Origin of the sequence: Streptococcus sp. BS35b, from assembly GCF_000286475.1 — a bacterium.
Classification (GTDB): Bacteria; Bacillota; Bacilli; order Lactobacillales; family Streptococcaceae; genus Streptococcus; species Streptococcus oralis_W.
Window position 1 is genome coordinate 148,225 of sequence record NZ_ALKH01000002.1, and the last position, 24,489, is coordinate 172,713.

Annotated in this window: 23 protein-coding genes; 16 read left to right on the forward strand and 7 right to left on the reverse strand. The window is 42.1% G+C overall.

Features of this window, described 5'->3' with window-relative positions; all coding sequences use genetic code 11:
* The first annotated feature begins 118 nt into the window (after window positions 1-118).
* From HMPREF1149_RS04920 to dltD, 6 genes are all read left to right on the forward strand, one after another.
* The gene (locus HMPREF1149_RS04920) at window positions 119-973 is read left to right on the forward strand and encodes a MetQ/NlpA family ABC transporter substrate-binding protein (RefSeq protein ID WP_000694526.1); all 855 of its coding nucleotides are present in this window, start codon (window positions 119-121) and stop codon (window positions 971-973) included.
* A gap of 98 nt (window positions 974-1,071) precedes the next feature.
* A complete protein-coding gene (locus HMPREF1149_RS04925; protein ID WP_000231814.1) occupies window positions 1,072-2,445 on the forward strand; it encodes a M20 family metallopeptidase in 1,374 nt (457 codons plus the stop codon).
* Window positions 2,438-3,499, forward strand: a complete 1,062-nt coding sequence (locus HMPREF1149_RS04930; RefSeq protein WP_000085684.1) for a methionine ABC transporter ATP-binding protein — start codon at window positions 2,438-2,440, stop codon at window positions 3,497-3,499. The genes HMPREF1149_RS04925 and HMPREF1149_RS04930 overlap by 8 nt, the downstream gene beginning before the upstream one ends.
* 1 nt (window position 3,500) lies before the next feature.
* Window positions 3,501-4,193 carry a methionine ABC transporter permease gene (locus HMPREF1149_RS04935; protein WP_000137508.1) on the forward strand — a complete coding sequence of 231 codons (693 nt, stop codon included), beginning with the start codon at window positions 3,501-3,503 and terminating at the stop codon, window positions 4,191-4,193.
* Window positions 4,194-4,353: 160 nt separating this feature from the next.
* Entirely contained in the window at window positions 4,354-5,508 is a 1,155-nt protein-coding gene (dltB, locus tag HMPREF1149_RS04940; RefSeq protein WP_001105743.1) for a D-alanyl-lipoteichoic acid biosynthesis protein DltB, read from the forward strand.
* 47 nt (window positions 5,509-5,555) lie between these two features.
* Complete coding sequence (gene dltD / locus HMPREF1149_RS04945) at window positions 5,556-6,728, forward strand: D-alanyl-lipoteichoic acid biosynthesis protein DltD (protein ID WP_000593508.1); 1,173 nt, start codon at window positions 5,556-5,558, stop codon at window positions 6,726-6,728.
* A gap of 174 nt (window positions 6,729-6,902) precedes the next feature.
* On the opposite strand, the gene HMPREF1149_RS04950 is transcribed toward dltD, so the two are convergent.
* Entirely contained in the window at window positions 6,903-7,472 is a 570-nt protein-coding gene (locus tag HMPREF1149_RS04950) for an MptD family putative ECF transporter S component (RefSeq protein WP_000739514.1), read from the reverse strand.
* A gap of 133 nt (window positions 7,473-7,605) precedes the next feature.
* On the opposite strand from HMPREF1149_RS04950, the gene HMPREF1149_RS04955 reads away from it, so the two are divergent.
* From HMPREF1149_RS04955 to nrdI, 5 genes are all read left to right on the forward strand, one after another.
* Window positions 7,606-8,220, forward strand: coding sequence for a YesL family protein (locus tag HMPREF1149_RS04955; protein ID WP_000514469.1), 615 nt, complete (start codon window positions 7,606-7,608; stop codon window positions 8,218-8,220).
* Window positions 8,198-9,868 (forward strand): sensor histidine kinase, encoded by a 1,671-nt coding sequence (locus HMPREF1149_RS04960; protein WP_081502336.1) that lies wholly within the window; start codon window positions 8,198-8,200, stop codon window positions 9,866-9,868. The genes HMPREF1149_RS04955 and HMPREF1149_RS04960 overlap by 23 nt, the downstream gene beginning before the upstream one ends.
* 11 nt (window positions 9,869-9,879) lie before the next feature.
* Window positions 9,880-11,166, forward strand: coding sequence for a response regulator transcription factor (locus HMPREF1149_RS04965; protein ID WP_000278922.1), 1,287 nt, complete (start codon window positions 9,880-9,882; stop codon window positions 11,164-11,166).
* Window positions 11,167-11,224: 58 nt separating this feature from the next.
* Window positions 11,225-11,758, forward strand: a complete 534-nt coding sequence (locus tag HMPREF1149_RS04970; protein WP_000740036.1) for an ABC transporter permease — start codon at window positions 11,225-11,227, stop codon at window positions 11,756-11,758.
* Between the two features lie 77 nt (window positions 11,759-11,835).
* The gene (gene nrdI / locus HMPREF1149_RS04975; protein WP_000724246.1) at window positions 11,836-12,306 is read left to right on the forward strand and encodes a class Ib ribonucleoside-diphosphate reductase assembly flavoprotein NrdI; all 471 of its coding nucleotides are present in this window, start codon (window positions 11,836-11,838) and stop codon (window positions 12,304-12,306) included.
* A gap of 81 nt (window positions 12,307-12,387) precedes the next feature.
* Here the strand turns inward: nrdI and HMPREF1149_RS04980 are convergent, their stop codons facing one another.
* From HMPREF1149_RS04980 to argS, 3 genes are all read right to left on the reverse strand, one after another.
* Window positions 12,388-13,650, reverse strand: coding sequence for an NRAMP family divalent metal transporter (locus tag HMPREF1149_RS04980; protein ID WP_000084710.1), 1,263 nt, complete (start codon window positions 13,648-13,650; stop codon window positions 12,388-12,390).
* A 197-nt stretch (window positions 13,651-13,847) separates the two neighbouring features.
* Window positions 13,848-14,093: a hypothetical protein gene (locus HMPREF1149_RS04985; protein ID WP_000084865.1), complete on the reverse strand. Its 246-nt coding sequence runs from the start codon at window positions 14,091-14,093 to the stop codon at window positions 13,848-13,850.
* 329 nt (window positions 14,094-14,422) lie between these two features.
* Complete coding sequence (gene argS, locus HMPREF1149_RS04990) at window positions 14,423-16,114, reverse strand: arginine--tRNA ligase (protein ID WP_001092714.1); 1,692 nt, start codon at window positions 16,112-16,114, stop codon at window positions 14,423-14,425.
* A 154-nt stretch (window positions 16,115-16,268) separates the two neighbouring features.
* On the opposite strand from argS, the gene argR reads away from it, so the two are divergent.
* Window positions 16,269-16,715 (forward strand): arginine repressor, encoded by a 447-nt coding sequence (gene argR, locus HMPREF1149_RS04995; RefSeq protein WP_001231483.1) that lies wholly within the window; start codon window positions 16,269-16,271, stop codon window positions 16,713-16,715.
* 50 nt (window positions 16,716-16,765) lie between these two features.
* Window positions 16,766-19,300 (forward strand): DNA mismatch repair protein MutS, encoded by a 2,535-nt coding sequence (mutS, locus tag HMPREF1149_RS05000; protein ID WP_000179924.1) that lies wholly within the window; start codon window positions 16,766-16,768, stop codon window positions 19,298-19,300.
* 42 nt (window positions 19,301-19,342) lie between these two features.
* On the opposite strand, the gene HMPREF1149_RS05005 is transcribed toward mutS, so the two are convergent.
* Window positions 19,343-19,801: a DUF3021 domain-containing protein gene (locus tag HMPREF1149_RS05005; RefSeq protein WP_000743975.1), complete on the reverse strand. Its 459-nt coding sequence runs from the start codon at window positions 19,799-19,801 to the stop codon at window positions 19,343-19,345.
* Window positions 19,798-20,238 (reverse strand): LytTR family DNA-binding domain-containing protein, encoded by a 441-nt coding sequence (locus HMPREF1149_RS05010; protein WP_000861948.1) that lies wholly within the window; start codon window positions 20,236-20,238, stop codon window positions 19,798-19,800. Before HMPREF1149_RS05010 ends, HMPREF1149_RS05005 begins: the two co-directional genes overlap by 4 nt.
* 312 nt (window positions 20,239-20,550) lie before the next feature.
* Between HMPREF1149_RS05010 and mutL the strand changes: the two genes are divergently transcribed.
* Window positions 20,551-22,500 (forward strand): DNA mismatch repair endonuclease MutL, encoded by a 1,950-nt coding sequence (mutL, locus tag HMPREF1149_RS05015; protein ID WP_000018204.1) that lies wholly within the window; start codon window positions 20,551-20,553, stop codon window positions 22,498-22,500.
* 140 nt (window positions 22,501-22,640) lie between these two features.
* Here mutL and HMPREF1149_RS05020 read toward each other — a convergent pair whose 3' ends face one another.
* Window positions 22,641-23,138 (reverse strand): helix-turn-helix domain-containing protein, encoded by a 498-nt coding sequence (locus tag HMPREF1149_RS05020; RefSeq protein WP_000761361.1) that lies wholly within the window; start codon window positions 23,136-23,138, stop codon window positions 22,641-22,643.
* Between the two features lie 158 nt (window positions 23,139-23,296).
* Between HMPREF1149_RS05020 and ruvA the strand changes: the two genes are divergently transcribed.
* Complete coding sequence (ruvA, locus tag HMPREF1149_RS05025) at window positions 23,297-23,890, forward strand: Holliday junction branch migration protein RuvA (RefSeq protein ID WP_000273418.1); 594 nt, start codon at window positions 23,297-23,299, stop codon at window positions 23,888-23,890.
* 9 nt (window positions 23,891-23,899) lie between these two features.
* Window positions 23,900-24,463 carry a DNA-3-methyladenine glycosylase I gene (locus HMPREF1149_RS05030; RefSeq protein ID WP_001126067.1) on the forward strand — a complete coding sequence of 188 codons (564 nt, stop codon included), beginning with the start codon at window positions 23,900-23,902 and terminating at the stop codon, window positions 24,461-24,463.
* Window positions 24,464-24,489: the final 26 nt, after the last annotated feature.

Sequence of the window (24,489 nt, forward strand, 5' to 3'; positions counted from 1 at the left end):
TTTCTCAATTTTCAGGTATATAGTTTCAAACTATATGTCTGCCTATCTAATAACAATTTGCTAATTCAAATAAAGTATGAGATACTATTACGGTATTATTTTTAAAGGAGAAAAAATCATGAAAATTAAAAAATGGCTCGGTGTAGCAGCTCTTGCTACGGTCGCAGGTTTGGCTCTTGCCGCTTGCGGAAATTCAGAAAAGAAAGCAGACAATGCAACAACTATCAGAATCGCAACAGTTAACCGTAGCGGTTCTGAAGAAGCGCGTTGGGATAAAATCCAAGAATTGGTTGAAAAAGATGGAATTAAATTGGAATTTACAGAGTTCACAGACTACTCACAACCAAACAAGGCAACTGCTGATGGTGAAGTAGACTTGAATGCTTTCCAACACTACAACTTCTTGAATAACTGGAACAAAGAAAACGGGAAAGACCTTGTAGCGATTGCAGATACCTACATCTCACCAATCCGTCTTTACTCAGGTAAAAATGGGGAAGAAAACAAGTACACCAAAGTGGAAGAAATCCCAGATAACGGTGAAATCGCCGTACCAAACGATGCAACAAACGAAAGCCGTGCGCTTTACTTGCTTCAATCAGCTGGTTTGATTAAATTGGACGTTTCTGGAACTGCACTCGCAACAGTTGCTAACATCACAGAAAATCCAAAGAACTTGAAGATTACTGAATTGGACGCTAGCCAAACAGCTCGTTCATTGTCATCAGTTGATGCTGCCGTTGTAAACAATACCTTCGTTACAGAAGCAAAATTGGACTACAAGAAAGCACTCTTCAAAGAACAAGCTGATGAAAATTCAAAACAATGGTACAACATCATCGTTGCGAAAAAAGATTGGGAATCATCACCTAAGGCTGATGCCATCAAGAAAGTGATCGCGGCTTACCACACTGATGAAGTGAAAAAAGTTATCGAAGAAACATCAGACGGTTTGGACCAACCAGTTTGGTAATAAGACACAGGGAGGTGGGAGAGAGTTTCCACCTCTTGCTTTTGTATAGAGCATGGATTGTAAAGAAGACTATACGTTCATAGAAAGGTAGAGAGAAAATGGTTTTTCCTAGCGAACAAGAACAGATTGAAAAATTTGAAAAGGATCATGTGGCCCAGCATTATTTTGAGGTTTTGCGTACCTTGATTTCTAAGAAATCGGTCTTTGCCCAACAGGTTGGACTTAAGGAAGTTGCCAACTATCTGGGTGAGATTTTCAAGCGTGTTGGGGCTGAAGTGGAGATTGATGAGACTTATACGGCGCCCTTTGTCATGGCGCACTTCAGGAGTTCGCGTCCGGATGCCAAGACCTTAATCTTCTATAATCACTATGACACCGTTCCAGCGGATGGCGACCAGGTGTGGACAGAGAATCCCTTTACCCTTTCTGTGCGAAATGGCTTTATATATGGGCGTGGGGTTGACGACGACAAAGGCCACATCACAGCTCGTTTGAGTGCTTTGAGAAAGTATATGCAGCACCATGATGACCTGCCTGTCAATATCAGCTTTATCATGGAAGGGGCAGAGGAGTCTGCTTCCATGGATCTAGATAAGTATTTAGAGAAACACGCAGACAAACTTCGTGGGGCGGACTTGCTAGTCTGGGAGCAAGGGGCAAAGAACGCCTTGGAACAGCTGGAAATCTCTGGCGGAAACAAGGGAATTGTAACCTTTGATGCTAAGGTGAAAAGTGCTGATGTGGATATCCACTCGAGTTATGGTGGTGTCGTGGAGTCAGCACCGTGGTATCTTATCCAGGCCTTAAGTAGTCTGCGAGCTGCTGATGGACGTATCTTGGTAGAAGGCTTGTATGAGGATGTTCAAGAGCCAAATGAACGAGAATTGGCCTTGGTGGCTACCTATGCCCAACGCAATCCAGAGGAAATTAGTCGCATTTATGGTTTGGAATTGCCTCTCTTACAAGAGGAACGTGCAGCCTTTCTAAAACGTTTCTTTTTTGAGCCAGCCCTTAATATCGAAGGGATTCAGTCAGGTTATCAAGGGCAAGGGGTTAAAACGATTTTGCCAGCAGAAGCCAGTGCCAAGCTAGAGGTTCGTTTGGTTCCTGGCCTAGAACCGCATGACGTTCTGGAAAAAATTCGGAAACAGCTAGACAAAAATGGCTTTGATAAGGTAGAATTATACTATACCTTGGGAGAGATGAGCTATCGAAGCGATATGAGTGCGCCAGCCATTCTCAACGTAATCGAGTTAGCCAAGAAATTCTATCCACAGGGCGTATCGGTCTTACCGACCACGGCGGGGACAGGGCCCATGCATACGGTCTTTGATGCCTTAGAGGTACCCATGGTGGCTTTCGGTCTAGGAAATGCAAATAGCCGAGACCACGGTGGAGATGAAAACGTGCGAATCGCCGATTACTACACCCATATTGAATTAGTAGAGGAGCTGATTAGAAGCTATGAGTAGAGATATTATCAAGTTAGATCAGATCGATGTGACTTTTCACCAGAAGAAGAGAACTATCACAGCGGTCAAGGATGTGACCATTCACATCCAAGAAGGGGATATCTACGGTATCGTTGGATATTCTGGAGCAGGGAAATCAACCCTTGTACGGGTGATTAACCTCTTGCAAAAGCCATCTGCTGGGAAAATTACCATTGATGACGATGTGATTTTTGATGGTAAGGTCACTCTGACGGCAGAGCAGTTGCGTCGTAAGCGCCAAGACATTGGGATGATTTTCCAGCATTTCAACCTGATGAGCCAAAAGACAGCAGAGGAAAATGTAGCCTTTGCCCTCAAACACTCTGGACTCAGCAAGGAAGAAAAGAAAGCTAAAGTAGCTAAGTTGTTGGACTTGGTTGGCTTGGCGGATCGTGCTGAAAACTACCCTTCACAACTATCAGGAGGGCAAAAACAGCGTGTAGCCATTGCACGTGCCTTGGCCAATGATCCAAAAATCTTGATTTCAGATGAGTCAACTTCTGCCCTTGATCCTAAGACAACCAAGCAGATTTTGTCCTTGTTGCAAGATTTGAACCAAAAATTAGGCTTGACGGTTGTTTTGATTACGCATGAAATGCAGATTGTCAAAGACATTGCTAATCGTGTGGCGGTCATGCAGGATGGCCGTTTGATTGAAGAGGGCAGTGTCCTTGAAATCTTCTCAGATCCTAAACAACCTTTGACACAGGACTTTATCTCAACAGCTACAGGTATTGATGAAGCCATGGTCAAGATTGAGAAGCAAGAAATCGTAGAACATTTATCTGAGAACAGTATCTTAGTGCAGCTCAAGTATGCAGGGGCTTCGACAGACGAACCACTTTTGAATGAATTGTACAAACATTACCAAGTAACGGCCAATATCCTCTATGGAAATATCGAAATTCTCGATGGCACTCCTGTTGGAGAATTGGTTGTGGTCTTGTCAGGTGAAAAGGCAGCACTGGCAGGTGCTCAAGAAGCCATCCGTCAGGCTGGTGTCCAGTTAAAAGTATTGAAGGGAGGACAGTAAAATGACAGAGTTGATTCAAACTTACTTACCAAATGTCTACAAGATGGGCTGGGCTGGTCAGGCAGGCTGGGGAACGGCTATCTACCTAACTCTTTATATGACAGTTCTTTCCTTCATCATCGGAGGATTCTTGGGGCTGGTGGCAGGTCTTTTCCTCGTCTTGACAGCGCCAGGTGGTGTTTTGGAAAATAAGGTTATCTTTTGGATTTTAGACAAGATTACCTCCATTTTCCGTGCGGTTCCTTTCATCATCCTCTTGGCAATCATGTCGCCACTTTCTCACTTGATTGTTAAAACAAGTATCGGGCCAAATGCAGCCCTTGTCCCCCTTTCTTTTGCGGTCTTTGCCTTCTTTGCCCGTCAGGTGCAGGTTGTCTTGGCTGAGCTGGATGGCGGTGTCATTGAGGCCGCTCAAGCGAGTGGTGCGACCTTCTGGGACATCGTGGGTGTTTATCTATCAGAAGGTCTTCCAGATTTGATTCGTGTGACGACTGTGACCTTGATTTCCCTTGTTGGGGAAACAGCTATGGCGGGTGCGGTTGGAGCTGGTGGTATTGGTAACGTAGCCATTGCCTATGGATTCAATCGCTATAATCACGATGTGACCATCTTGGCGACTATCATTATCATCTTGATTATCTTTACAATCCAGTTCTTGGGAGATTTCTTGACCAAGAGATTAAGTCATAAATAAATGGAAGGAGTTCAACGGGACTCCTTTTTGTTTTCTCACCGAAATGCAAGAAGAGTAAAGCTTCTTTTTAGAAATATGCTATAATAAAGAAAGGTTCCTCAATTAGCAAATCAGAAAGTTTGCTGTAGGAGGGGTGATAATGTAAAGGAGTTTGGCTGGTATGAATTATTTCGAGGGGAATGAGTTTTTCCTTCTCTTATTTGTAGTTTTACTGATTGGTTTTGTGGTAAACTTTTTTGAAAAACGTAAAGACTACTATATTTTGACGCTCTCCCTCTTATTTGCAGGAGCTATCTATGGTAAGAGTCGAGCGATGATTGTCTATTTGCTCGCCTTTATCGTTTACCAGTATTTTCTGGTTTTTCTAGCACAGAGGATAGAGGAAAAGTGGCTGAAACCACTGGTTTTCCTTCCCATTCTTCCTTTGGTAATCAATAAAGTCTTTGCCCTGACTTCTCTGCATTTGTTGGCCTTTATTGGAATTTCTTACATGTCATTTAAGACCATTCAGATCATGCTAGAAATATCGGATGGCTTGATCAAAGAAAAAATCACTGTAAAAGATTACCTACAGTTTTTGCTCTTTTTTCCAACAGTTAGTGCTGGTCCGATTGATCGGAGTAGGAGATTTTTAAAAGAGATAAACGAGGTCATGCCCCGAAAAGAGTATCTAGAGTTAGCAGGGGACGGTGTGTATCGTATCGTTCTAGGCCTTCTTTATAAGGTTGTTTTATCAACCTATGTTTACCAGATGTTACTCGCTCTAAGCAATACGGGCACAGTCGTTTACTCAATCAAGTATATGTACCTCTATACCTTGTATCTGTTCTTTGACTTTGCAGGCTATAGTCTAATGGCCGTTGGAAGTAGTAATATTCTAGGTATTCAGACACCGATGAACTTTAACAAACCTTTCTTGAGTGTCGATATCAAAGATTTCTGGACTAGATGGCATATCACCTTGTCGACCTGGTTGAGAGATTTTGTATTTTCAAGAGTATTGATGCAGGTTATCAGGAAAAAATGGTTTAAAAATAGACTACACAATGCAACCTATGCCTATATGGTCAATATGTTGGTCATGGGTTTTTGGCATGGTCTTAGTGTTAGTTACATTGTCTATGGTTTTTATCATGGTGTCTTGATGGCTGGATTTGAAGTGTATCAAAAGAAAAGCAATTTTTATAAGAAAAATAAAAACAAAAACTGGTATAAGCTACTAAGTTGGTTTGTGACCATGAATTTGGTTATGATTGGTTTCTTTATCTTTTCAGGTGAACCCTATAAAATCTTACTGACGATTTTAAAGAGATAAGAGATTGAAAAGAAATCGGCTAGATCGAAGGGATAGGATAAAACGAGATGATTAAATTAAAAGCATTTTTACTATCGCTTGTGCTCGTAATTGCGACGCTTGCCCTTTTAAATGTGACATATGTCAAGAAGATTGATGATTATTATAAAGTCAAGGATAACAGTATTCGTTATAGCACCTCGTATGAAAAGTATAAAAGTAGAGATATTTTAACAAGCAATATTACTCCCAATACACTGGTTTTATTGGGGTCATCCGAGTTGGTTGCGACAAAGGATGAAGATTATCATCCCAATAGAATTTTTAACTACAACGATTTCAATATCATGCAGATTGGGACTAGTTATTCTCAAAATATCATTCAAGCCTCTACTTTAGCCTCTATTGAAGGATCTATGAGTAAGCGAAAAGTGGCTATAGTAGAGTCGGTTCAGTGGTTTGAAAAAGATGGGACTCATCAAGATGCTTTTTTGAATAAGGCCTCTCAGGAACATATTTTCCACATGCTAGATAATGACAAGATTAGTAAGGAAACGAAAGAAAAAATAATCAATCGGATTATTGAGATTACCAAGGGGAACAAGCAACAAAATGACATCTACAAAAAATATAAAAGTTATTTCATAGATGGAAAAGGAACCATTGTTGATAAAAAACTATTAGAGTTAGATAACGCGATGTATTCTTTTAAGCTCAAACGAAAATTTTATGAAAATCATGAGAAATCAGATTATCCCTCATCAGGAGACAAAACCCCAGACTATGATTGGCAGAAGATGACGGATCAGTTTGTGGAAGAGGTCAAAAAGAAAACAGACAATAATGACTATGCTGTTGATAATAACTACTACAATACTTACTTAAAAGATCGCTATGCATCGCTGAAAGATTCCAATAAAGATTTGAGCTATCTGGAGTCACCAGAATATTCAGATATGGAACTCTTCTTGACAGTTGCTAAGGAATTGGGAATTGAAGTTGAGGTTATTATTTTCCCAGTAAACGGGAAATGGAATGACTACACTGGTGTCTCAAGAGAGATGCGAGAAAAAACTTATAAAAAAATAGAAGATGTCGCAAAAAGCCATGGTGCAACCGTATTAAACTATGGAAACAGAGAGTATGATGATTACTTTTTATTTGACGTGATGCACGTTGGAGTGAAAGGATGGATGGAAGTTGAGAAAGAACTTTACAAATTTGCAAACCAGGCTAACTAACACACATCGTTTAATCTTATGGACACTATTTTTCTATACGGTTATCTTGAGCATCGTGATTTACTGTTTTGTGACCGATTTTTCGAATATTCAAGAATTTATCTATAGTGAATTCTAAGATTGTATACAAAAAGGCCCTGGAACTAGGCATTGCTAGTCTTCAGGGCTTTTAGCTTATAGTTTATCGGCAATTTTTTGACTTAGAAATTGCCCAATCAAAGCACCCATCAAGGCGCCTAGGAGGATGCTTACGACAAAGAGAAGGATTTTGTCCAACTCTGGAGCGACCATGATACGGTCAATGTATTCTTGGGATTTCCCACGCGCAAGTAAGGTGGCCATGTAAGCTTTGGGACGGATCCACATGAGGAAGATAGGGCCACTTGTGCTAAAAGCAAAGACGAGGAAGGAGAGGGTGTTTTTGATTCGGTCTTTGTAGTTTCCGAGACGAGCGATGGCGTCTGCTGCAAGACCACAAGCGAGTCCTGGGAGAAAGGCACCAGCGCCATGCTTGCTAGCTAGGAAGAAAAGTGCCATAAAAAGTCCCAGAGTGGTGATAGCGCCAAAACGCGGGACCTTCGTCAAAAGAAGCATGTAGACACTGCCACCGACAAGTGCAGAAAAGGCAGGTGCGTAGAACATATTGCCTGTTTGGTCGACCAAGTGTCCTAGTAAGACTCCAATCCCTACACAGAGAAAGTAGAGGACGGCGGCCAAGAGGGTGGTTAAGATATTTTTCTTCATGAGAACCTCCTTGATGCGAATTAACAAAACCAATTGTATCACGCTTTTTGAGGATTGTAAATGGGAGTTCTATATTTTTGAAAACGTTTGAAATATGATATAATAGTTACATCGTTAGTTTAAGGAGAGTAGCATGGGAAAATTTCTAGAATTCGTCTTTAATCGTATTTTTTTGGGAATGATGGCGACAGCTTATTTCTGGCTATTAACACTAGCAGGAGGAGTGGTCTTTGGTTTGGCACCAGCTAGTGCAACTCTTATGAGTTTGTATGGGGAGCATGGTTATACCTATCGAGCATACCATTTGAAGGAAGCTTGGGAATTGTATAAGAGTAATTTTGTCAAGAGCAATCTGGCTTTCTATAGTTTTGTGTTTGTGGATCTTGTCCTAGTTTATGGTTTATATCTTCTAGTTCAATTGCCCCACCAGACGATTTTCCACCTTTTGGCGACTTTTCTCAACGTCCTTGTAGTTACTCTTGTCTTTCTAGCCTACACTGTTTCCTTGAAACTTCAGGTATATTTTGATTTATCCTATCGAAATACCGTGAAATTGTCTCTTATTGGGATTTTCATGAGCTTGCCAGCGATTGCCAAGGTTTTACTTGGGTCCGCTCTCCTTGTAGGAGTTGGTTATTATATGCCTGCCTTACTCTTTTTTGTAGGAATTGGAATGTGGCATTTCTTTATCAGTGATATGTTGGAACCTATTTATGAAAGTATCCATGAAAAATTGGCGACAAAATAGAATGAAGCAGTTTTGGCTTCACTCTCTTTTACGGATTTATAGTTTGGTTATGATCGTGGTCATTGCCAGTTTTGCGATTATGCTATCGTATGCTGACTGGGACTCGCGTGAGAAAGAGGCCCAACGGGTTGCAGAACGTGTGACCACTCGGACAGTGAGTGAAGTGGAATACTATCACAGAGAGTCAACTCAACTTGCTCAGTCTTTGGTTGAAAATCAGGCCCGCATCGAAGGGATTTACAAGTATTTCAGTCTCAGCACACCAGACTATTTCTATTGGCAATTAGAGCGTAAAACTTCGCCTTATATCTCGGTTTCTCTGTATGAAAATATTGATGACCTCTATGTTCGGAATGATTTTGTGACTGGAGTGGCTATTGTTCTTCAGGACTACAAGGAAGTCTATGTTTCGACTAGAGAAAAACGCAGTGGAGAGAAAATTCCTGCGGAGGATTTTAAGCCAACAGCCAATAGTTTTGCTATTCCTGTTTCCGATCCTGTGTCTGACAAGGATTTAGGAGTGATTTATATCTCCCTATCCCCAGATGTTTTACATGGCGCTATTGACAATACTCGGGGTCATATCCCAATGGCTGTAACAGTAACTTCGCCTTTTGAGACTGAGATGTTCCATATTGGGGAGAAGGTCTCAGCCGAGCGAGAAAACTGGTTTGTAGGTGTCACCTCTCACGGTTATCAGGTTCGAGTTGCTGTTCCTAAAAATTTTGTCCTTACAGGAACTTTGACGAGTTCAGCTGTCATTATTGGGCTAAGTATTCTCTTTATCATCATTTTGTACGTGACCCTTAGACAGACTTTTTCAAATTATCAAAAGCAGGTCGTAGACCTAGTAGATTCGATCGAGGTGATTGCTCAAGGAGAAGAAGGCCTTCGAATCGATACCTCTGAAAAAGACCAAGAGTTGCTTCTCATTGCAGAAACAACCAATGATATGTTGGATCGCCTGGAAAAAAATATCCACGATATCTATCAGCTAGAGCTCAGTCAAAAAGATGCCAATATGCGAGCCCTGCAAGCTCAAATCAATCCTCACTTTATGTACAATACTCTAGAGTTTTTACGGATGTATGCCGTCATGCAAAGTCAGGATGAACTGGCAGATATTATCTATGAATTTAGTAGCTTGTTACGCAACAATATCTCCGACGAGCGGGAAACGACCTTGAAGCAGGAGTTGGAATTTTGCCGAAAATATAGCTATCTCTGTATGGTGCGTTATCCTAAATCCATTGCCTATGGTTTCAAGATTGCACCAGAATTGGAAGAAATGAGGATTCCAAAATTTACACTCCAACCATTAGTAGAAAACTACTTTGCTCATGGTGTTGACCATCGCAGAACGGATAATGTCATCAGTATCAAAGCCTTGAAGGGCCAAGGCTTCGTTGAAATCCTAGTAGAAGACAATGGTCGAGGAATGTCCGCTGAGAAACTAGCTAGCTTGCAAGAAAAATTAGCTCAGAGAAGTTTTGAACACGAGGCAAGCTATAGTGGAGAGCGGCAATCAATTGGAATAGTAAATGTACACGAACGCTTTGTTCTCTACTTTGGGGATCGCTACCAAATCAGTGTAGAGTCAGCTGAGCAAGAAGGTGTTCGTTACCATATCACTATCCAGGATGAATAGAAAGGGTAGAAATGTATAAAGTTTTATTAGTAGACGATGAGTACATGGTGACAGAGGGGCTCAAGCGATTAATCCCCTTTGAAAAATGGGATATGCAAGTCGTCGCGACAGCAAGTCACGCAGATGATGCTTTGGACTACGTTAAGAAAAATCCAGTAGATGTGGTCATTTCCGATGTCAACATGCCAGATAAGACCGGACTTGAGATGATTAGGGAAATGAAAGAGCTACTTCCAGATACCTATTATATCTTGCTGTCTGGTTATCAGGAGTTTGAGTACGTTAAAAAAGCCATGAACCTTAGTGTCGTGGATTATCTGGTCAAGCCAGTAGACAAGGTAGAGTTGGGCCATTTATTAGAAAAGATTGCGCGACAGCTTCAAGAAAAGGTGGAGCAAAGTCAGACCCTCAGTCAAGAATTGGATGAGTCAGGATTTACGAACTACCTGTCAGGTAAAGACAGCTGGTGGATTGGTCTTTCAAAGGAAAAGCAGGGCTCTTTTACCATTCCTTACTATGTTTTGGGGCAAGACTGGCAGATTTTTATCTCTGATCAGCCACTAGATGGCATCATCGTGACACCATTTGAAGCACCCTACCAGCAGTCCTTTGAGAATTGGAAGATCAACGCTGAAAAAGCCCTCTTCTACGGTTCAGTCAATCTAGAAAAATCCGAGAGTTTGTTTGCTTATTACGAGCCGATTTATCGGGTGATTATCCAAGGGAATATCAATCAAATCATCGAAGAATTAACCTTGCTAGAGAAGGTCGTCTTGGAAAATACTCCGCGCGTGGCCATCACGAAGCAGCTCTTCACCCAGTTTGTTATGGATGTCTTCCATTTGTTTGAACACCTAAAAGCAGATGATATGACCGAGATTGTCAAAGCCATCCATGCCATTAACACCTTTGAAGAATTGGTTGCCTATATCAAAGAAACCTTGACCAAGTTCTTTGGCCAGTACCGCATGAATGAAAATGTGGTGAGCGTTCTAGAGGTGATTGGGCGTGATTATCAGAAAGAGCTCTCACTTAAGGATATTAGCAAGGATCTCTTTATCAATCCTGTCTATCTCGGTCAGCTGATCAAGAGGGAAACCAACTCAACCTTTGCGGAATTGCTCAATAAACAGCGAATTAAGGCAGCACAGCAACTCTTACTTTCGACCAGTGACAGCATCGAAGATATTTGCTATGCAGTTGGCTATAGTAATGTTGGATATTTCTATAAGGTTTTCCGTAAATTGTGCGGAAAATCACCGAAAGCTTATCGGAAACAGGTTGAAACCAGCTTGTAAAAGTTGTATTCCTGTACAAAAAATGCTATAATGTTCAAAATATCTTATGGAGGAAAACATGAAAAAGAATCCTATTTATCTTTGGGTTTTGTTAGTCCTATCAGCTCTCATTTCATCTATGTCATTATTTGGAATCTTGAGTCCATTGCCAAGTAAAGATACTCTTCGTGCTAGCCTGGCGAATAGCGGGACGCTCACTGCCCAACAATTAGAAGACACGGTCAACTATACTTACAAAGTGTCAGAATCCTCTCACTCTATTTTTAATATGTCGTTGATTGTTTTATCTGCAATTTTAGTTGTAGTAGCCTTTGTGTTTCTCGTACGTAAAAACGTACAATTCGCAAACTATACTTATGTTGGCTATGTTTTACTAGCGATTGTTGGTTTGGTTTATAGCTATATGAACGTTCAAGATGCGGTTCAATTAATCAAAGATAGTGCCCTTGGCTTAGGAATGGGAGCATTAGCAAAAGGGACGAATATTTTGTTCATCATCATCAATGTTCTCTTTTTAGCCTTAGTCTTCTACAAGATGTGGCGCCAACAAAAGGACTTGGCTGAGGAAGTCGAAGCAGAAGAAGCTGCCTAAGTATTGACAAAAAAGAACTATCAAGTTACAATTTTGGTAGTTCTTTTTATATCGTAAACATAAAAATCGAGGTCAACATGAAAAAAATATCCTTAGTGTATATCAGTCTGAGTGGGAATACAGAGAGTTTTGTAACCCGACTCAAGGACTATCTCTTGTCCCAGTACGAAGGGATTGGGGTCCAAAAAATCCATATCAAGGACCTAGTCAAGGAAGGTCAAGAATTCTTTGAAATGGAACATCCCTATATCGCTTTCTTGCCTACCTATCTAGAAGGTGGGAATGGTGTCGATAACGGCGATGTCGAGATTTTAACAACTCCACTGGGCGACTTTATCGCCTATGGGGACAATGCTAGTAAGTGTTTTGGGGTAGTGGGTTCTGGTAATCGTAATTTTAACAATCAATACTGTCTGACAGCCAAGCAGTATAGCCAGCGCTTTGGCTTCCCGGTCCTAGCAGACTTTGAAATGCGTGGTATGCTGGGAGATATTAAAAAGGTCGCAGCGATTATTGCGGATTTGTATGAGTTAGAGACAGAAAAATAAAGTAGTACTGAGGGGCAGTTGAGATTTTCAACTGCTTTTTGTGTATACAAAAAGCACCCTGTAAGGGTGCCATTTTATAAACTATCCTGCTTTTCCGATGGCAAGTGCATAGATAAAGAAGATAGCGAAGCCAAAGAGGAAAATCAATCCTGCGATAGCGAGGAGTTTTAACCAAGAGGGAAGATTTTTATTTTCACGTGTCACTAAAACATAGTTCAAAAGAGCGAAGAATGGTGTTGTCAGGAAAGAACCGATCATGGCGAAGCGGAGCATGGTTGAAACTTGACCAGCAAAGAACTTGATGATGACGATACCGATAATAGCTGTGAGGGTCATCCAGATGTTCAAAGATTTGCTATCATCCTTTTTTTGACTTAGCAAGAGTCGTAGGGAAACCTGATTAACGCGAGAATAGCCATCGATAACAGTAATGACTGTTCCAAAGATACAGAGAAAGGCGATGAAGGTGATCAAATAACGGGACCATTCTCCAAGAACAGAGGCATACATACCCACGAATTGAGAGATGTATTTGGCTGAAGCGGCTTCAACTGCTTGTCCTGTAGGATACTGAATGAGTGCTCCGAGTGCTACAAAGAATACAGCCAGGATAGCAGTTCCAATGTAACCAACGTTAAAGTCGAAAAGGGCGTCCTCTGTATTAAAGTTGACGGTCTTTTTCTTTTCAGCAGACCAGAGTGAGTTGATGGCTGAAATTTCAATAGGGGCAGGCATCCATCCTAAGAGGGAAACGATAAAAGGGAGGGCTGCCATTTGCCAAGGTGTCTTCTCGACAAAATCAGAGCTGTATTCTGGATGCTTAATTGCTGCAATGATAACTGCAAGAACTGTTGCAATGGTCAAAGCAGACATGATCCATTTTGCCATACCATCCAACAGTTTGTAGCCACCAAAGAGTAGCATGGCCCAAATGACTGCAACAAGGATGAGGGACCATTGAGTGATGCTAAGACCGATCATTGGAAAAGCGCTAGCGATGATAGCTGAGCAAAGGATAGCGACCCCGGCTGTGTTGACCATAGCAGAAAAGACATTGAGGATAAAGAAAATCCAGAGATAGAACTTGCCTTTTTCAGCGTAGCCTTCGACCAAGGTTTTACCAGTATCGGCAGTATACTCTGCACCAAAACGGAAAAATGGATATTTAAAAACATTGGCCAAGATAACTAAGAGGAGTAGTGACCAACCATAAGAACCACCAGCTTGAGTGGAGGATACGATGTGAGAACCTCCAACGGCGGCAGAAGCCATTAGGATACCTGGCCCCATTGCCTTTAGTTTGCTTGCCCAGGTTGACTGGCTTGATAACGTAACTTGTGACATAATAAACGCTCCTATTTTTGAATTTTCAGAATAATCTGAATAGGTAGCTTCTATTTTACAAAAAACTTAAAAGAAATGCAAGAATATTTTGAAAAAACACAGAAAATTACAGAAAACTTTACATGCATTAATGAAATTTCTCCAACGAGAATATGGTAAGCCTAAAAAATCCGAGAAGAAAGCTTCTCGGATTTTGATTATTTCAATTGATCTGTGACGTCTTTTGAGAGCAACATTCCCAGATGGTAAGTTTTATTGATATGTGCAATGACATCATTGATATTTTCAGTCGTGTGAATTTTCTCTTTGATGTCAGACCTAAATGTCTCGTCCTTCAAGAGTTGCTCTTGGTAGAGCCTTTGAAGTCTTTCCTTCTCGTACTTATTGAGCAGAAAAAGGAAAACCAAGCTAAGTACAACGAGGATATAAGCATATTGGCTCATAAGGAATCTCCCAGTGTGATAAAGAAATAGTAAAAGTGAATAAATTATTTCATTGAACAGCTGCAAGGCCGAATAAAATATAAATGTTATTTTGCCTCAATCTTTCAGATTGCTTTCAAGTAATTTAAAAGATTAGAACCTAAACTAAATTGATGTTATTTGGTTTGGTAAGTTAGCGAAACACCTAGCAAAGTCACGATAGTTACGACGTCATGGACTCTAAATCGATTATATTTAGAGTCCATGACTAGTGAAGCAGTTAGCTAGTCCGCATATAAGCGGCTAGCGTCTAACAATTAGGAACTTTAGTTCCAATTGTTAGTACTGAATCACATCTTCTCCGGCGCTTCTACTCCGAGCAAACGAAGGGCTTCTTTGAGGACCACTGCGGTTGCGTAGCTGAGTGCTAGACGACTGTCGCGCTCAGGACTTTCATCTAGGATACGTGTATGTGCATAATATTTGTTAAAGGCTTGAGCAAGACTAATCGCAAATTTCGCAATGATAGAAGGTTCAAAGTTATCTGCTGCACGATTGATAATACGTGGAAAGTCTTGGAGTAGTTTTATGATTTCCCAGCTTTCAGCATCATTCAGGCTGTAGTTGCCAACTGTATCTGGCTTGAAATCGGCTTTGCGCAAGATAGATTGGATACGAGCGTAGGCGTATTGAACGTAAGGTCCAGTTTCTCCTTCAAAGGATACCATAGCTTCAAGGTCGAAGTCATATCCATTTGTACGGTCGGTCTTAAGATCATAGAACTTGATAGCCCCAACTCCAACAGCGTGGGCAACTTGGTCTTTATTTTCTAACTCAGGATTTTTCGCCTCGATTTGGGCTTTGGCACGACTAACAGCCTCAGCGATAGTCGGTTCTAGCAAGATGACATTTCCTTTACGAGTAGAGAGTTTTTTCCCTTCTTTTGTTACCAATCCAAACGGAACATGGACAATGTCTTGGCTCCAATCGTAGCCCATCTCTTGTAGTACTGCCTTGAGTTGTTTGAAGTGGGCAGATTGCTCTTGACCAACAACATAGATGGATTTTGCAAATTGGTATTCGTTTTTACGGTAGAGGGCTGCAGCCAAGTCACGTGTGATATAGAGAGTTGCACCATCAGATTTTTTGATAAGGGCTGGGTGTTCAATTCCATATTTCTCAAGATTGACAACTTGGGCTCCCTCTGACTCAACAAGAAGTCCTTTTTCAGCGAGAATATCTACAACAGCATCCATCTTATCGTTGTAGAAGGCTTCTCCGTTGTAGCTGTCAAATTTGACTTGCAATTCATTGTAAAGGCGGTTGAATTCCACTAAACTTTCATCACGGAACCATTGCCAGAGAGCGAGGGCTTCCTCATCTCCATTTTCCAGTTTGCGGAACCATTCGCGTGCTTCTTCATCCAAGCTAGGGTCTTTTTCAGCTTCAGCATTGATGCGAACGTAGAGTTTAAGAAGTTCATCGATTGGATGTGCTTTAACGGCTTCCTCATTTCCCCATTTCTTGTAGGCAACGATCAACATTCCAAACTGTTTGCCCCAGTCTCCTAGGTGGTTGACCTTGACCGTTTGATAACCGATTTTTTGGAAAATATGTGATAAGCTATCTCCGATAACTGTTGAACGCAAGTGCCCAATAGAGAATGGTTTTGCGATATTGGGACTAGACATATCGATAACGACATTTTCTTGCTTGCCAATGGTTTGGTCAGCATAGTGATCTTTTTCAGTGATAACATCCTGTAATACCTGAGCCGAAATAGCAGATTTATCAAGGAAAAAGTTAACGTAAGGTCCAGTAGCAACAACCTTTTCAAAGGCATGACTATTGATTTTTTCAGCAATATCTGCTGCGATCATTTGCGGAGCTTTACGCTCGACCTTTGCTAGAGAAAAGGCAGGGAAGGCGATGTCTCCCATTTCTGAGTTTTTAGGTGTTTCCAGTAAATTTAAAATAGCCTCTTGGTCCAGGCTATCAATGACGCTAGCTAACTCGCTAGCAATCAATTCTTTTGTATTCATAAGGGCTCCTTTTGGGCTTTTTTACTATTTTAACACAATTTACTACATTTTTTGAGAAAGAAAAGAATTTTTTTGAATTATCTATTTTTTTTGGTATAATGTAGTTATAAAATAAATGTAAAACTTGTTATAAATATTCACTTAAGAGGATAATATGAGAAAAAGAGAACGGCATCAGTTGATTAAAAAGATGATCACCGAAGAAAAACTTGGGACACAAAAAGAGATTCAAGATCGTTTAGAAGCTCGTAATGTTTATGTGACACAAACGACTTTGTCACGTGATTTGCGTGAAATCGGCTTGACCAAGGTTAAGAAAAATGATATGGTGTATTATGTACTAGCAAATGAGACAGATAAGATTGATTTAGTTGAGTTTTTGTCTCATCATTTAGAAGGAGTTGCAAGAGCTGAATTCACCTTGGTACTTCATACCAAACTTGGGGAAGCTGCAGTCTTAGCAAACATTGTAGATGCAAACAAGGATGAATGGATTTTAGGAACGGTTGCTGGTGCTAATACCTTATTGGTTATTTGTCGAGACCAGCACGTTGCCAAGCTGATGGAAGATCGTTTGCTAGATTTGATGAAAGATAAATAAGGTCTTGGGAGGTGCTCTCAAGACTTATTTTTAGCAAGGAGAGACGGAAAATGGCAACAGAAAAGTTATCACCCGGCATGCAACAGTATGTGGATATTAAGAAACAATACCCAGATGCTTTTTTGCTTTTTCGGATGGGTGATTTTTACGAGTTGTTCTATGAAGATGCAATCAATGCAGCACAAATTTTAGAAATTTCCTTAACGAGTCGGAATAAAAATGCAGAAAATCCGATACCCATGGCGGGCGTCCCCTATCATTCTGCCCAGCAGTATATCGACGTATTGATCGAGCAGGGCTATAAGGTGGCCATTGCCGAGCAGATGGAAGATCCTAAACAGGCAGTTGGGGTTGTCAAGCGAGAGGTGGTTCAGGTCATCACACCTGGTACAGTAGTTGATAGCAGTAAGCCCGATAGTCAGAATAATTTTTTGGTTGCCTTAGATCGTGATGGCAATCAATTTGGTTTAGCTTATATGGATCTGGTGACGGGTGATTTTTATGTGACAGGTTTATTGGATTTCACGCTAGTTTGTGGGGAAATTCGTAACCTCAAGGCTCGAGAAGTGGTGCTGGGCTATGACTTGTCTGAGGAAGAAGAACAAATCCTCAGTCGTCAGATGAATCTGGTGCTTTCTTATGAGAAGGAAGGCTTTGAGGACCTTCATTTACTAGATCCACGACTGGCAGATGTGGAGCAAGCAGCAGCTAGTAAGCTCCTCCAGTATGTTCACCGGACCCAGATGCGGGAATTGAATCACCTCAAACCAGTTATCCGCTATGAAATCAAAGATTTCTTGCAGATGGATTATGCGACTAAGGCTAGTCTGGATTTGGTTGAGAATGCCCGTTCAGGTAAGAAGCAAGGCAGTCTTTTCTGGCTTTTGGATGAAACCAAAACGGCTATGGGTATGCGGCTCTTACGTTCTTGGATTCATCGTCCTTTGATTGATAAGGAGCGAATCGTCCAACGTCAAGAGGTGGTGCAGGTCTTTCTTGACCACTTCTTTGAGCGCAGTGATTTGACAGACAGTCTCAAGGGTGTTTATGATATCGAACGTTTGGCTAGTCGGGTTTCTTTTGGCAAGACCAATCCCAAGGATCTCTTGCAATTGGCGACCACCTTATCCAGTGTGCCACGGATTCGTGCGATTTTAGAAGGCATGGAGCAGCCTGCTCTAGCCTATCTTATCGAACAGTTAGATGCCATCCCTGAGTTGGAGAGCTTGATTAGTGCTGCCATTGCTCCTGAAGCTCCTCACGTGATTACGGAAGGGGGCATTATCCGTACGGGATTTGATGAGACCTTAGACAAGTACCGTCGTGTGCTCAGAGAAGGGACTAGCTGGATTGCTGAGATTGAGGCTAAGGAGAGAGAAAACTCTGGCATCAGTACGCTTAAGATTGACTACAATAAAAAGGACGGCTACTATTTCCATGTGACCAATTCGCAACTGGGGAATGTGCCAGCCCACTTTTTCCGCAAGGCGACACTGAAAAACTCGGAACGCTTTGGTACCGAAGAATTAGCCCGTATCGAGGGGGATATGCTGGAGGCGCGTGAGAAGTCAGCCAACCTAGAATATGAAATCTTTATGCGCATCCGTGAGGAAGTCGGCAAGTACATTCAGCGTTTGCAGGCTCTAGCCCAAGGAATTGCGACGGTTGATGTCTTGCAAAGTCTGGCGGTTGTGGCTGAAATCCAGCATTTGATTCGACCGGAGTTTGGAGACGATTCACAAATTGATATCCAGAAAGGGCGCCATGCTGTCGTCGAAAAGGTCATGGGAGCTCAGACCTATATTCCTAATACGATTCAGATGGCAGAAGATACCAGCATTCAATTGATTACAGGGCCCAACATGAGTGGGAAGTCTACCTATATGCGGCAGCTAGCCATGACTGCGGTTATGGCTCAGCTGGGTTCTTATGTGCCGGCAGAAAGCGCCCATTTGCCGATTTTTGATGCTATCTTTACCCGTATCGGAGCAGCAGATGACTTGGTTTCAGGTCAATCAACCTTCATGGTAGAGATGATGGAGGCCAACAATGCCATTTCGCATGCGACCAAGGATTCCTTGATTCTCTTTGATGAGCTAGGTCGAGGAACTGCTACTTATGACGGGATGGCTCTTGCCCAGTCCATCATCGAATACATCCATGAACATATCGGAGCCAAGACCCTCTTTGCGACCCACTATCATGAGTTGACCAGTCTGGGGTCTAGCCTGGAACACTTGGTCAATGTTCACGTGGCAACCTTAGAACAGGATGGGCAGGTGACCTTCCTTCACAAGATCGAACCAGGACCAGCTGACAAATCATACGGTATCCATGTGGCTAAGATTGCTGGTTTACCAGCAGAACTTTTAGCAAGGGCGGATAAGATTTTGACCCAACTGGAGAGTCAAGGGACGGAAGGTCCTGCTCCGATGAGGCAAACAAGTGCCGTCACTGAACAGATGTCACTCTTTGATGCGCCCGAAGAGCATCCTATCCTAGCAGAATTAGCTAAACTGGATGTGTACAATATGACACCTATGCAGGCTATGAATGTCTTGGTTGAGCTCAAACAAAAGTTATAAAAAGGGTCCCACTCATGCATTTGTGAGTGGGATTTTTCTCTATTACTTTTTATGGGCTAAGAGTTGATTGATGTGGTCTACTTTTTTTGCTTCTCTTTTATAGAGAATAACCCAGATGATGAGGTAGACGATCGCAAACTCTGGAATGAGCTGGAGATAGAAGGTCCAGTGGAAGGGGAACCAACCAGCCAGAGTTGCCAGTGGGACAAAGCCTGCCAGCATGAGGAAGAAATGGGAAAGTGTGGCACGGAGCAGGCTCCAGTCACGGCTGAATAAGCGACCGCCAAAGCTAAAGAGAACTCCGATAGCTGACCAGATGACCATACAGTAGAGCAAGACCAGGGCACCATGAACCTGATGTTGAACCATCACTTGGCCGATAAGAGACTCGGGACTCAGTGGGGCATAGGTATTTGGTGCATAAATGAGTGAAAAGAGGATAGAGAGGATGAGGCCGATGAGTACACCAGCGGCTGCATCGTGAAAGATTTGTTTTTTCATAGTTCTAATTTCTCCTTGATGGTTTTTAGGTAACGGCGTGAAGAGTAGGTGAAGCTTTCGTTTTTCAAGAAAATTTCAACCAGACCGTTGGGCGTGAGCTTGAGGTGAGAGATGGAGTCGATATTGACGATTTCAGATTGGGAAATTTGGATAAAAGTTGTCGGTAAGATTTCAAGAACTTGATAGAGTCGCAAATCAATACTGTAGGTCTGAGATGCAGTTTCTGCTAGAACCTTGCGATTCTCGATATAGAAGCGTTGAATCTTACTAATTTCAATTAGATAGACCTGATCTTCAATCTTTCCTTTGATTGTTTCTTTTTGGTCAAGATTTTCAGCGAACTCGATAACTTTCTGGACTTTCTCGGTTGATTTAGGTGCTTGGACAATCAGCTTTTCTTCCTTGTATGTCTCCTTAATCTGTAGTTCTACTTTCATAAATTTCCCTCCTTTTCAGTTATACAAGGTTAATCTCACTTCTTGTACACCTTTATTAATACTCTTCAAAAATCAAATTCAAACCACGTCAGCGTCGTCTTGCCGTACTAAAGTACTGTCTGCGCCTAGCTTTCTAGTTTGCTCTTTGATTTTTATTGAGTATACCACTATTTTACGACCCGTGGCAAGAGCTTTTGTCTATGTGGAGGGATTTGGAGTCTATGTGGCGCTTGATTTTTCGGTCCTATCTGAAATGTGGTATAATAGCACTAATCAATTTCTAGGAAAATAGATACAGAAAGGGGCTGAAAGATGTCTCATATTATTGAATTGCCAGAGGTGCTGGCAAACCAGATTGCGGCAGGAGAAGTGATTGAACGTCCTGCCAGTGTGGTCAAAGAGTTGGTAGAAAATGCTATTGACGCGGGTTCTAGCCAGATTATCATTGAGATCGAGGAAGCTGGTCTCAAGAAGATTCAAATCACCGATAATGGTCATGGAATTGCCCACGATGAGGTGGAATTGGCCTTGCGTCGACATGCGACCAGTAAGATAAAAAATCAAGCAGACCTCTTTCGGATTCGGACGCTCGGCTTTCGTGGTGAAGCCCTGCCTTCTATTGCTTCTGTTAGTGTCTTGACTTTATTGACAGCGGTGGATGGTGCGAGTCATGGGACCAAGCTCGTTTCGCGTGGGGGAGAAGTTGAGGAAGTCATTCCAGCGACTAGTCCTGTGGGGACCAAGGTTTGTGTGGAGGACCTCTTTTTCAACACACCGGCACGTCTCAAGTATATGAAGAGCCAGCAAGCGGAGTTGTCTCATATCATTGATATTGTCAACCGTCTGGGGTTGGCCCATCCTGAGATTTCCTTCAGTTTGATTAGTGATGGCAAGGAAATGACGCGGACAGCAGGGACTGGCCAACTGCGACAAGCCATCGCAGGGATTTATGGTTTGGCGAGTGCTAAGAAGATGATTGCCATTGAGAATTCGGATCTAGATTTCAAAATTTCAGGCTTTGTGTCTCTGCCTGAGTTAACCCGAGCCAATCGCAACTATATCAGCCTCTTCATCAATGGCCGTTATATCAAGAACTTCTTGCTCAATCGCGCTATTTTGGACGGTTACGGAAGCAAACTCATGGTAGGTCGTTTTCCACTGGCTGTTATTCACATCCATATCGATCCTTACCTAGCAGATGTCAATGTGCATCCAACCAAACAAGAAGTGCGGATTTCTAAGGAAAGAGAACTGATGGTGCTGCTTTCAGAAGCTATTTCAAATAGTCTCAAGGAACAAGCCTTGATCCCAGATGCCTTGGAAAATCTTGCCAAGTCGACCGTGCGTAATCGTCAAAAGGTGGAGCAGACCATTCTCCCACTCAAAGAAAATACGCTCTACTATGAAAAAACAGAACTCTCAAGACCTAGTCAAGCTGAGGTGGCTGATCATCAGGTTGAATTAACTGAGGAGGGTAGGGACCTAACTCTGTTTGCCAAGGAAACCTTGGACCAGCTAACCAAGCCCGCAAAACTGCATTTTGCAGAGAGAAAGCTTGCTAACTATGACCAATTGGACCATCCAGAGTTAGATCTTGCTAGCCTCGATAAGGCTTATGACAAGCTGGAGCGAGAAGAATCATCCAGCTTCCCAGAGTTGGAGTTTTTCGGACAAATGCACGGGACCTATCTTTTTGCCCAAGGGAGAGATGGCCTCTACATCATAGACCAGCACGCGGCTCAGGAACGAGTTAAGTACGAGGAATACCGTGAAAGCATCGGCAATGTTGACCAGAGCCAGCAGCAACTCCTAGTGCCCTACATCTTTGAATTTCCTGCAGATGATGCTCTTCGTCTCAAGGAAAGAATGGCACTTTTAGAGGAAGTAGGCGTCTTTCTAGCAGAGTACGGAGAAAATCAATTTATCCTGCGTGAGCATCCTATTTGGATGGTAGAGGAAGAAATCGAGTCTGGCATCTATGAAATGTGTGACATGCTCCTTTTGACCAAGGAAGTTTCGATCAAGAAATACCGAGCAGAGCTGGCTATCATGATGTCCTGCAAGCGGTCTATCAAGGCCAACCATCGCATCGATGATCACTCAGCCAGACAGCTCCTTTATCAGCTTTCTCAATGTGACAATCCCTATAACTGTCCACACGGACGTCCGGTTTTGGTGCATTTTACCAAGTCGGATATGGAAAAGATGTTCCGACGTATTCAGGAAAATCATACGAGTCTTCGTGAGTTGGGGAAATATTAAGAACACAAAAAGCCTTTGTTCCTTTTGAACAAGGCTTTTTAGCTTTTCTATGGTGGGAATTTTGAATGGACATGGCAACTTGCCATGAGGTTTACACTTGCTTGACAAGAAAAAGTAATGAGAAATATGATTCAATTGACTCAAGGTTTCATAGAGTCGTCTTGGTTTGAGGGATTCTCAAGACCAATCACTTTATCAAGATAACGTTGTTTGGTTTTGAGAGTCTTGCTGATAGCAATCGCTGAAGCAATCAAAAGAACGAAGGTCAGCCAAATCCAGGCGGTGAACTCGGCTGGAAAACTAGAACCAGCTAAAAAGAGATAGATAGCCAGAGCTAAGACGAAAATATAAATCACTTGCCAAAGACCAAAGGATTTAACCTCCTTATAGTATTTGTCCTTGTCTTCCTCAAAAATTACTGCTGTGGAATCTTTTTCAGAGTTTTCATCCAGTAGCAGATAGTCAGTTGTCACTTGAAAAATCTTGCTTAATTCAATGATTTTTTCGATTTCAGGAAGGACTTGTCCAGACTCCCATTTTGAGATGCTTTGCCGAGAAACATTGATTTGTTCAGCTAGCTTTTCCTGGGACCAACCCTTTTCCTTTCGGAGCTCAAATAGTTTTTCTGCGAGTTTCATGATTCTATCCTCCTTTTTCTACCTCTATCCTAACAATTTTTACTTATAATGAGAATACAATCTCCTGTACTATTTGTCAACCAGAGGTTGCACCTTTTGTTGCAGTCTGTCTTGGGGAAATATGGTATACTAGATAGGCAAAATAATGGAGAAAAACTATGTACGAATATTTAAAAGGAATCATTACCAAAATCACTGCTAAATACATTGTCCTAGAGACGAATGGTATCGGTTATATCCTGCATGTAGCCAATCCCTATGCTTACTCAGGTCAGGTCAATCAAGAAACTCAAATTTATGTGCACCAAGTTGTCCGTGAGGATGCTCATCTGCTTTACGGCTTTCGCTCAGAAGATGAGAAAAAACTTTTTCTTAGTCTAATCTCGGTCTCTGGGATTGGTCCTGTATCAGCTTTGGCTATTATCGCTGCCGATGACAATGCTGGCTTGGTTCAAGCCATCGAGACTAAGAACATCACCTACTTGACCAAGTTCCCCAAAATTGGCAAGAAAACAGCCCAACAGATGGTGCTGGACTTGGAAGGCAAGGTAGTCGTGGCTAGTGATGACCTTCCTGCCAAAGTCTCAGTGCAAACCAGCGCTGAAAACCAAGAACTGGAAGAAGCTATGGAAGCCATGTTGGCATTGGGCTACAAGGCAACTGAACTCAAGAAGATCAAGAAATTCTTTGAAGGGACTTCGGATACAGCTGAGAACTATATCAAGTCGGCCCTTAAAATGTTGGTCAAATAGGAGAATAGTATGCCAAAACGTTGTTCGTGGGTCAAGATGACCAATCCGCTCTACATCGCCTACCACGACCAGGAGTGGGGACAGCCCCTTCATGATGATCGCGCTCTTTTTGAACTGCTCTGTATGGAGACTTATCAGGCTGGTCTGTCTTGGGAAACGGTACTAAACAAACGCCAGGCTTTCCGAGAAGTATTTCATGGCTATCAAATTCAGGCGGTCGCGGAAATAACAGATGGGGAGTTGGAAGCCCTGTTAGATAATCCAGCCATCATCCGAAATCGGTCCAAGATTTTTGCTACGCGTGCCAACGCCCAAGCATTTTTACAAGTCCAGAAAAACTACGGCTCTTTTGATACCTACCTCTGGTCTTTTGTTGAGGGAAAAACTATCGTGAATGATGTTCCTGACTATCACCTAGCACCTGCTAAAACAGCCTTATCTGAAAAATTAGCCAAAGATCTAAAAAAACGAGGTTTCAAGTTCACAGGCCCAGTTGCCGTTTTATCTTTTCTTCAGGCTGCAGGTCTGGTTGATGACCATGAGAATGATTGTGAGTGGAAAAACGGAAATTAGTGAGTGCAGGCATCTAATTATCTGAG

Excerpts from the sequence above, each read along its gene's own strand:
- HMPREF1149_RS04920 (WP_000694526.1), top strand. The coding sequence starts at position 119 with ATGAAAATTAAAAAATGGCTCGGTGTAGCAGCTCTTGCTACGGTCGCA.
- HMPREF1149_RS04925 (WP_000231814.1), top strand. The coding sequence starts at position 1,072 with ATGGTTTTTCCTAGCGAACAAGAACAGATTGAAAAATTTGAAAAGGAT.
- HMPREF1149_RS04930 (WP_000085684.1), top strand. The coding sequence starts at position 2,438 with ATGAGTAGAGATATTATCAAGTTAGATCAGATCGATGTGACTTTTCAC.
- HMPREF1149_RS04935 (WP_000137508.1), top strand. The coding sequence starts at position 3,501 with ATGACAGAGTTGATTCAAACTTACTTACCAAATGTCTACAAGATGGGC.
- dltB (WP_001105743.1), top strand. The coding sequence starts at position 4,354 with ATGAATTATTTCGAGGGGAATGAGTTTTTCCTTCTCTTATTTGTAGTT.
- dltD (WP_000593508.1), top strand. The coding sequence starts at position 5,556 with ATGATTAAATTAAAAGCATTTTTACTATCGCTTGTGCTCGTAATTGCG.
- HMPREF1149_RS04950 (WP_000739514.1), bottom strand. The coding sequence starts at position 7,472 with ATGAAGAAAAATATCTTAACCACCCTCTTGGCCGCCGTCCTCTACTTT.
- HMPREF1149_RS04955 (WP_000514469.1), top strand. The coding sequence starts at position 7,606 with ATGGGAAAATTTCTAGAATTCGTCTTTAATCGTATTTTTTTGGGAATG.
- HMPREF1149_RS04960 (WP_081502336.1), top strand. The coding sequence starts at position 8,198 with ATGAAAAATTGGCGACAAAATAGAATGAAGCAGTTTTGGCTTCACTCT.
- HMPREF1149_RS04965 (WP_000278922.1), top strand. The coding sequence starts at position 9,880 with ATGTATAAAGTTTTATTAGTAGACGATGAGTACATGGTGACAGAGGGG.
- HMPREF1149_RS04970 (WP_000740036.1), top strand. The coding sequence starts at position 11,225 with ATGAAAAAGAATCCTATTTATCTTTGGGTTTTGTTAGTCCTATCAGCT.
- nrdI (WP_000724246.1), top strand. The coding sequence starts at position 11,836 with ATGAAAAAAATATCCTTAGTGTATATCAGTCTGAGTGGGAATACAGAG.
- HMPREF1149_RS04980 (WP_000084710.1), bottom strand. The coding sequence starts at position 13,650 with ATGTCACAAGTTACGTTATCAAGCCAGTCAACCTGGGCAAGCAAACTA.
- HMPREF1149_RS04985 (WP_000084865.1), bottom strand. The coding sequence starts at position 14,093 with ATGAGCCAATATGCTTATATCCTCGTTGTACTTAGCTTGGTTTTCCTT.
- argS (WP_001092714.1), bottom strand. The coding sequence starts at position 16,114 with ATGAATACAAAAGAATTGATTGCTAGCGAGTTAGCTAGCGTCATTGAT.
- argR (WP_001231483.1), top strand. The coding sequence starts at position 16,269 with ATGAGAAAAAGAGAACGGCATCAGTTGATTAAAAAGATGATCACCGAA.
- mutS (WP_000179924.1), top strand. The coding sequence starts at position 16,766 with ATGGCAACAGAAAAGTTATCACCCGGCATGCAACAGTATGTGGATATT.
- HMPREF1149_RS05005 (WP_000743975.1), bottom strand. The coding sequence starts at position 19,801 with ATGAAAAAACAAATCTTTCACGATGCAGCCGCTGGTGTACTCATCGGC.
- HMPREF1149_RS05010 (WP_000861948.1), bottom strand. The coding sequence starts at position 20,238 with ATGAAAGTAGAACTACAGATTAAGGAGACATACAAGGAAGAAAAGCTG.
- mutL (WP_000018204.1), top strand. The coding sequence starts at position 20,551 with ATGTCTCATATTATTGAATTGCCAGAGGTGCTGGCAAACCAGATTGCG.
- HMPREF1149_RS05020 (WP_000761361.1), bottom strand. The coding sequence starts at position 23,138 with ATGAAACTCGCAGAAAAACTATTTGAGCTCCGAAAGGAAAAGGGTTGG.
- ruvA (WP_000273418.1), top strand. The coding sequence starts at position 23,297 with ATGTACGAATATTTAAAAGGAATCATTACCAAAATCACTGCTAAATAC.
- HMPREF1149_RS05030 (WP_001126067.1), top strand. The coding sequence starts at position 23,900 with ATGCCAAAACGTTGTTCGTGGGTCAAGATGACCAATCCGCTCTACATC.